This is a genomic window from Bradyrhizobium sp. PRIMUS42 (assembly GCF_023006515.1).
GTDB lineage: Bacteria > Pseudomonadota > Alphaproteobacteria > Rhizobiales > Xanthobacteraceae > Bradyrhizobium.
This window is the reverse complement of sequence record NZ_JALBGZ010000287.1, coordinates 1-7398: the sequence shown is the minus strand read 5'-3', so window position 1 is coordinate 7398 and position 7398 is coordinate 1. Positions and strand designations below refer to the sequence as shown.

5 protein-coding genes are annotated in these 7398 nt (G+C 64.6%); 4 read left to right on the top strand and 1 reads right to left on the bottom strand.

Annotation, left to right across the window (positions count from 1 at the left end; translation table 11 throughout):
- The 3 genes from MOV75_RS20790 to MOV75_RS20780 all read left to right on the top strand — a co-directional run.
- Nucleotides 1-2825: AAA family ATPase (locus MOV75_RS20790; RefSeq protein ID WP_247006509.1), on the top strand; the 2825-nt coding region annotated here is incomplete at its 5' end.
- A 1-nt stretch (nucleotide 2826) separates the two neighbouring features.
- Nucleotides 2827-3621 (top strand): protein-L-isoaspartate O-methyltransferase, encoded by a 795-nt coding sequence (locus tag MOV75_RS20785; RefSeq protein ID WP_246927195.1) that lies wholly within the window; start codon nucleotides 2827-2829, stop codon nucleotides 3619-3621.
- A gap of 93 nt (nucleotides 3622-3714) precedes the next feature.
- The gene (locus tag MOV75_RS20780; protein WP_246927198.1) at nucleotides 3715-4665 is read left to right on the top strand and encodes a DUF6492 family protein; all 951 of its coding nucleotides are present in this window, start codon (nucleotides 3715-3717) and stop codon (nucleotides 4663-4665) included.
- A gap of 10 nt (nucleotides 4666-4675) precedes the next feature.
- On the opposite strand, the gene MOV75_RS20775 is transcribed toward MOV75_RS20780, so the two are convergent.
- Nucleotides 4676-5743 (bottom strand): endo-1,4-beta-xylanase, encoded by a 1068-nt coding sequence (locus tag MOV75_RS20775; protein WP_246927200.1) that lies wholly within the window; start codon nucleotides 5741-5743, stop codon nucleotides 4676-4678.
- 320 nt (nucleotides 5744-6063) lie between these two features.
- Between MOV75_RS20775 and MOV75_RS20770 the strand changes: the two genes are divergently transcribed.
- The coding region (locus tag MOV75_RS20770) for a lipopolysaccharide biosynthesis protein (protein ID WP_247006508.1) at nucleotides 6064-7398 on the top strand (1335 nt) is incomplete at its 3' end.

The window sequence follows — 7398 nt, the reverse complement described above, 5'->3', positions numbered from 1 at the left end:
AAGAGCGCGACTCTGCGGTCGGCGAGACCGTCAACCTCGCCGCGCGCCTGCAAGGCCTGGCGCCGCCCAACGGCGTCGTGATCTCCGCCTCGACCCAGTCGTTGCTGAAGGGGAAGTTCGAATTCCGCAATCTCGGCGTCCATGACCTGAAGGGCATCTCCGAGAAGACGCAGGCCTGGCACGTGATGCGCGCCTCGCGGGTAGAGACTCGCTTCGCCGCCGCCATGGGCACGCGGCTGACGCCGCTCGTCAACCGCGAGGAGGAGATCGCGCTGCTGATGGGCCGCTGGCAGCAGGTCAAGGACGGCGACGGCCAGGTCGTGGTCAAGTTCGGCGAGCCCGGCATCGGCAAGTCGCGCATCATCCAGGAAATCTTCGAGCGGATCTCGGGCGACCGCCATGGACAGGTCTCGTTCCAGTGCTCGCCCTATTACACGTCCACGGCGCTCTATCCGTTCGCCGAGCAGCTCAGATTCTCTCTCGGCCTCGACCGCGATGATCCGTCCGCACTGTCGCTGACGAGCCTCGAGACCGCGATCGCCACCGCTCATGGCGACATCGAGCAGGTTACGCCGCTGTTTGCCGCGCTGCTGTCGATACCGACCGCAGACCGCTATCCGCCGCTCGAGCTGTCGCCGCAGCAGCAGAAGGATGCGACCGTCGCGGCGCTGGTCAATCACTTCCTGGGCCTTGCGCGCGAGATGCCGCTCGTGATCGCATTCGAGGATCTGCACTGGATCGATCCGACCTCCCGTGAGGTGATCGACCTTCTGGTCGATCGGGTGCAGAACCGGCCGATCCTGGTCATCATCACCGCGCGGTCCGAATTCCAGCCGAGCTGGAACGCGCATTCGCACATCACGACGCTGGTGCTCAACCGCCTGAGCCGGCAGTTGCGCACCACGCTGGTGGAGCGCGTCGCCGGACGCGAGCTGCCCAAGGAGGTCGTCGAGGAGATCATCGTCAAGACCGACGGCGTGCCGCTGTTCCTGGAAGAGCTCACGAAAACCGTCCTCGAATCCAACCTCTTGACCGAGCGGCACGGGCGCTACGTCCTGTCGGGCCCGTGGCGGCAGCTTGCGATCCCGGCAACCCTGACCGACTCGCTGATGGCGCGGCTGGACCGCATGGGTCCGTTCAAGCGGATCGCCCAGATCGGCGCCACCATCGGCCGCGAATTCTCCTACGAAACGCTGCATGCCGTCGCCAACACGCCGGCTGAGCAGATCGAGGCCGCGCTCAATCATCTGGAGCAGGCGGGGCTGATCATGCGCCGCGGCCATCCGCCGGACGCGCTTTATTCCTTCAAGCACGTGATGATCCAGAACGCCGCGCATGCGAGCCTCTTGCACAGCGAGCGGCGCAAGCTGCATTCGCGGATCGCCCATGTGCTTGCCGAGATGTATCCGGAGAAGACCGAGCGCGAACCGGAGTTGCTCGCCCATCACCTGACCGAGTCCGGCCAGAGCGAGGGCGCCGCCAGTTTCTGGCTCAAGGCCGGCAAGCAGGCGGCCAGGAGCGGCGCCAATCTGGAGGCGATCGGTCACCTGCGCCGTGGCCTGAGCGTCGTGCAGGCCAATGCGCGGATGCAGGGCGCAGACGAGATGGAGCTCGATCTGCGCATCGCGCTCGGCAATGCGCTGATCTCCGCCAAGGGCTATGCGGTACAGGAGGTCGAGGAGAACTACATCCGCGCGCTCGAGCTCGGTCAGCAGCTCGACGACGACGAAAAGGCCTTTGCCGCCACCCGCGGCCTGTGGGTCTGCCATTTCATCCGCGCCGATCTCACCCGCGCGCACGATCTCAGCGTCGAGCTGCTGAAATTCGCCAAGCGCGAGCGGCTGAACGAACGGACGCAGCCGGCGCAGCAGACCGGCTATCTGATCGAAGCGCACCGCTCGATCGCGATGACCATGCTCTATCGCGGGCGCTTTGCTGCGTCCCAACATCATTTGCACCGCTGCATCAATCTCTACAGCCCCGATTTGCACTCCGACCTGATGGAGCGGCACGGCACCGATCCTGGCGTGGTCTCGCTGTCCTATCTGGGCTACCTCCTGTGGTTCCTCGGCCAGCCCGACGCGGCGCGCCAGCACAGCGAGCAGGCGATCGCGAATGCCGAGAAGATTCGCCATCCCTTCACGCTCGCCTTCGCGCTCGTGTTCGGCGCCTATCTCTGCCAGCATCTGCGTGATGTCGAAGGTACGCGCGACCACGCCAACCGCGCCATGATCATCGCCACCGAGCACAATTTCCTGCATTGGAAGCAGCAGGCCGCGATCCTGCGCGGCTGGGCGCTGGCTCAACTCGGCGAGGCGGATGAAGGCCTCAGCCAGATGCGCTTCGGCCTCGACGAGTACGAGGCGATGGATTCCTGGCTCGCCGGCTGCTGGTTCCGCTGCCTGCTCGCGGAAGCCTATGCCAAGGTCGGGATGCGCGAGGCGGCCTTGCGCGCGCTTGACGGCGCGCTCGCGACCGCCAGACGCACCGGCGATCATTCCTATCTCGCCGAAGTCTATCGCCTGCAAGGTGAGATCACGATATCGGACGGCGATCCGGCCTCGGTGCAGGAGGCTGCGGATCTGTTCACCCTGTCGCTGGAGATCGCGCGCAAGCAGGGCGCGCTGTCCTGGGAGCTTCGCACTGCCGTCAGTCTGGCGCGGCTGTCGCTCGACGCCGGTAAGCGCGAGCATGCGCGCCTCCTGATCGTGCCCGTTGTCGCCAAGTTCAGCGAGGGTTTTAATACGCCGGACCTGAAGCAGGCGATGCAGCTCGTCAACGAGCTCGGCACGGATGCGCCGGTCCGCGAACAGGCCGCTCCGTGACATGAGCGATCTTGCCGCCGCGCGCGCGCGTTACGTCGCGTTGATTGCGAGGCGCGAGCGGATTTCCTCGCCGCGCCTGCTCGAAGCGCTCGCCGCTGTTCCGCGCGAGGCATTTCTGGGAAAAGGGCCTTGGCGCATCAAGAGCGAGGCGGCGCGCAGCTACCGGCTGACGCCCAGTGCCGATCCCGGTCATCTCTACGACAATGTATTGGTCGCGATCGACGCGCGCCGCAGGCTCGACACCGGATTGCCGAGCTTGTGGGCGCATTTCATCGATGTGCTCGATATCAAGGAGAAGGATCGCGTGGTCCAGATCGGCTGCGGGCTCGGCTATTTCTCGGCGGTGCTGTCGAAGATGGTCGGTCCCAAGGGCAGGGTGATGGCCATCGAATGTGACGAGCGTCTGGCGCGCCGCGCTGCAAGTTTCCTTCACACCTATCATAATGTCGAGGTGGTCCATGGCGATGGACGTGAGCAGTTCCGCGAACCCGCCGACGTCATCATCATCCACGCCGGCTTCTCGCATCCGCATCCGCGCTGGCTCGAGGCGCTTCGTCCGCGCGGCCGCCTGCTGGTGCCGCTGACCCAGCGGGATCGCGAAGGTGCCGCCCTCAAGATCACGCGCAGGGGCAAGGGGTTCGAAGCCGAGGCGGTGCAGCAGATCAGGATCTATCCCGGCCAGGGACGCGGCATGACCGCCCTCGATGACCGCGTCGCCGACTGGTGGCAGCGCGCCTCAGCACTGGCGCCACTGCGCTTTCGCGGGATCGAGCAGGGGTTGCCGTCGGATGGCTAATGAATCGTTTCATTTTACCTTGATTCCGTTTGTGAGTTTGCAGCATCCCGCCGTGCGGCTATGAGTGCGGCCTGATCGCCATTCGAGCGCGCCATGCATTCCGTTGCCCTGCTCACTGCCAGCTACGCCAAGGACATCGAACGCTTTTCGCTGCTCAGCGAAAGCATCGACACCTGGCTCACGGGATATACGCGGCATTATGTTCTCGTTAACGATGAGGATGTGCCGCTGTTCGAGCGCTTCGCGTCCGACAGGCGCGTCATCGTTCCGGCCTCGCGCTACTTGCCGAAATGGCTGTTCGCCCTGCCGCCGGCGCTTCAGTTCATCAGCAAGCGGCGCGTCTGGCTGTCGCTGCTGTCGTCGCCCGTCCACGGCTGGCACATCCAGCAGATCCTGAAGATTGCCGGCGTGCTCAACGCGCCCGAGCAGCGCGTCTGCATCCTGGATTCGGACAATCTGTTCTTCCGCGAATTCGACGTCGGCAAATATGCCGGGGCTGAGAAGACGCCGCTGTTCGTCACGCCGAAGGACATCGGCGCAGACCACCCGTTGCATGGACTGTGGCTGCGCACGGTCGATCAGCTGCTCGGCATCAAGGACCGCTCCTTCCCCGCCGACGATTATGTCGGCAACGCCCTGGTCTGGGACAGGGATACTGCGCGCGCCATGGCCGCCGCCATCAAGTCGGCAACGGGATTGAACTGGGTGCTGGCGTTGTGCCGGAAGAAGAAGTTCTCGGAATATCTGATGTACGGCCATTTCGTCGCGACCTCACCCGCGCATCTGGCGACCCACCGGGTCACGGAAGACAGCATCGCAGTCTCGCATTGGGACGAGACGCCGCTCGACCGTCCGGCCATCGAAGCGCTGATCCGCACAGCCTCACCCGAACAGGTCGCGCTCTGCATCCAGTCCTATTCGTCGACCTCGGTCGACGACATCCGCGACGTGTTCCGCCTCTCTTCGCGCGACCGTCGCGCGCCGAGCCTATCGCCCGATCACATCGGCGATGCAGCCGAGTTCGAGGTGCCAACGCGCAGCTGAGCTCGCGCGTTCAGACGTCTTTCGTGAACTTGCCGATGACGTCCATGAACGGCTTTGGCTTGAACTCTCCGTCGAGCGGCAGCGGGCGGTTCGGCTGCTTGTCCGCGCGGGCGAAGGTGCCGTTGATCCAGCTGTAGCGATCCGAGAGACCCCAGGTCAGGATCGAGCGCACCGGTCCGCTGGTCGAGATCGCCGTGAGGAGATCGTCGACGCGCTTGGCGACGATGGCGTCGCGTTGTGCCGGATTGCCCGTCAGCTTCTGGTCGTCGACGTCGAGCTCGGTGACGAGCACCTCGAGGCCCCAGGAGCGCAGCTCGGTGACGAATTCGGCGAGCCCGTGGGTGTCGATCTCGAGCTCGGCATGCAGGTGCGATTGCAGTCCGACGGCGTGGAGCGGAACACCCTGGTCGAGCAGGTCCATGATCAGATTGCGATAAGCTGCGCGCTTGGCAATGAACGAGTCCTTGGCCGATTCGATGTCATATTCGTTGATCGCGAGCTTGACGAAAGGATCGGCCGCGGCCGCGGTGCGGAAGGCCAGCGGAATCCAGCTTTGACCCAGATGCTGCGTCCAGAACGTGTCGCGCCGGTCCTTTGGACTGCGGGGATTGTCCGGGATCGGCTCGTTGACGACGTCCCACGACGTCAGCTTGTCCTTGTAGTAGGAGACGACGGTGCCGATGTGGTCGAGGTAGGCGCGCTCGACGCCTTTGGTGTTCTTGATCTGCTTGGTCCAGTCCGGAATGTCGTGATACCAGGCGAGCGCGTGGCCGCGCATCGTCAGATCGTTCTCTCGCGCAAAATCCAGGATGGCGTCGGCGCGCTCGAAGTTGAACGTGTGCGCGTTCGGCCGCAGCATCGGCCATTTCAGCTCGAGCACCGGCACCACCTGCGTGCAATAGGTGCTGATGGCTTCGCCAAGCCTGGGATCGGCTTGCAGGTCCCAGAGCGTGGCGGCCGCGCCAAAACCCTGATGACGTTGCGCGAGCTTCGATGCCGGCACGGCCGACGCCGATGCGCCCGCCGCGAGCGCTGCGGCGCCGCCAAGAAGAAATTCGCGTCTGTCGAGCCTGGTCACGGCAGTCCTTTTTCGAACCAACGCACCATCGTACCAAGCGTCGCCCCACGACGCCGGGGTTTCGCCTCGTGGGGTTAACTTCCGCCGTCTGCAGCTCATGGTTCCTCCCGAGATCGCGCCTTGCCGTTGGAGGAAGGGCAAATTTAACGCTAACGTGCGAAAGCGGCTTTTGAGCTTCATTCGCCGCCAGATTTGCAGACTTATGTGACACTCTTGAGCGATGCTGCGGCGCATTCATTCGCCCCGCCAAAGGCCCCATTCAAGGCCGCATTGATGAACGGCCGCCACACTCGCAAGACCGTTGCCGGTCCCGTGCTCGCATGCTGAACCGCCATTTCTCGATTTATCTCGTCGCCTACATCCTGCCTGCGGCGGTGGGCTTCTTCGCGGTCACCGCCTATACGCGGCTGCTGAGCCCGGCGGAGTACGGCGTCTATGTCGTGGGTATCAGCCTCGCCGGCATTCTGGGCGCGGTCTTCTTCGCCTGGATCAAGCTGTCGGTGTCCCGCTATCAGGCGATGTCGGCGGAGGTGGATTTTCGCGGCACGGCGATGGTTGCCTTTGGGCTCACCGTCGCGGTGCTCTGCGCTACGACCCCGCTGGTCTTCCTGTTCCGCAGCGACGTCAGTGTCGAGCTGCTGCTTGCCAGCATGTTCGTCGCGATCATGGCCAATGCCGTCGATGTCGGTCAGGAGTTCGAACGCGCCAAATTGCGTCCCTACCGGTTTGCCGCGATCTCGATCGTGCGCAGCGTGTCGAGCGTCGGCTTCGGTCTCGTCGGCATCTGGCTCGGCTGGGGTGGATTGGGGCTGCTTGCCGCGTTCGGCCTGGGGTCGCTCACCGGGATCATCCTGAACCTCGTCGGCGACCGCACCAGGATCGCGCGCTTCCAGCGCAGCCAGTTCATGCAGCTGGCGCGCTACGGCCTGCCCCTGACGTTGGCCGGATTGTCCGTCGCGGTCTATTCGGCCTGCGACCGGCTCATCGTCGCTTACTTGCTCGGCAAGGATGCCGCCGGCATCTTCGGGGTCGCCGCTGATCTGCCGCGCCAGTTCATGGTCATGATTGCATCGAGCGTCGCCGCGGCGACCGTGCCGCTGGTGTTCCGGTCATTGTCCGAAAATAATAAGGAGACGACGCGGGAGCGCCTGACCGAGAGCCTCGAGCTCCTGCTCGTCGTCGTCACGCCCGTTGCGGTCTGGCTCGCGCTTGCCGCGGATCAGGTCGCCGGCACACTCGTCGGCGTCGACTTCCGCGCCGGCGTGTCGGCTCTGCTGCCGACCCTGGTGCTTGCCCGCTTCTTCGGTATCGCCAATCAGTTCTACGTCCAGATCAGCTTCCAGCTCGCCGAGAGGCCCTTCATGCTGGCGGCGCAATCCTTTCTCACGCTGGTGGTCAGCGTGGTCCTGATGGTCGTGCTGGTCGCCGGCTACGACATCTACGGCGCGGCGCTGGCAACGCTGGCGACCGAGGCGATCGGCTTTCTCGTAGCCGTCGTCCTGATGCATCGCGCCCATCCGGTCCCGTTCGACCTCGGTCGTCTCGCCGGCGTTGCCGGTCTCCTGATTAAGCCTGGCAACGCTGCCGATGGTGTCGGTGACCTCGCGGGTGCCTTGCGCGGCCTGCTGGAAGTTGCGCGAGATCTCGGTGGTGGC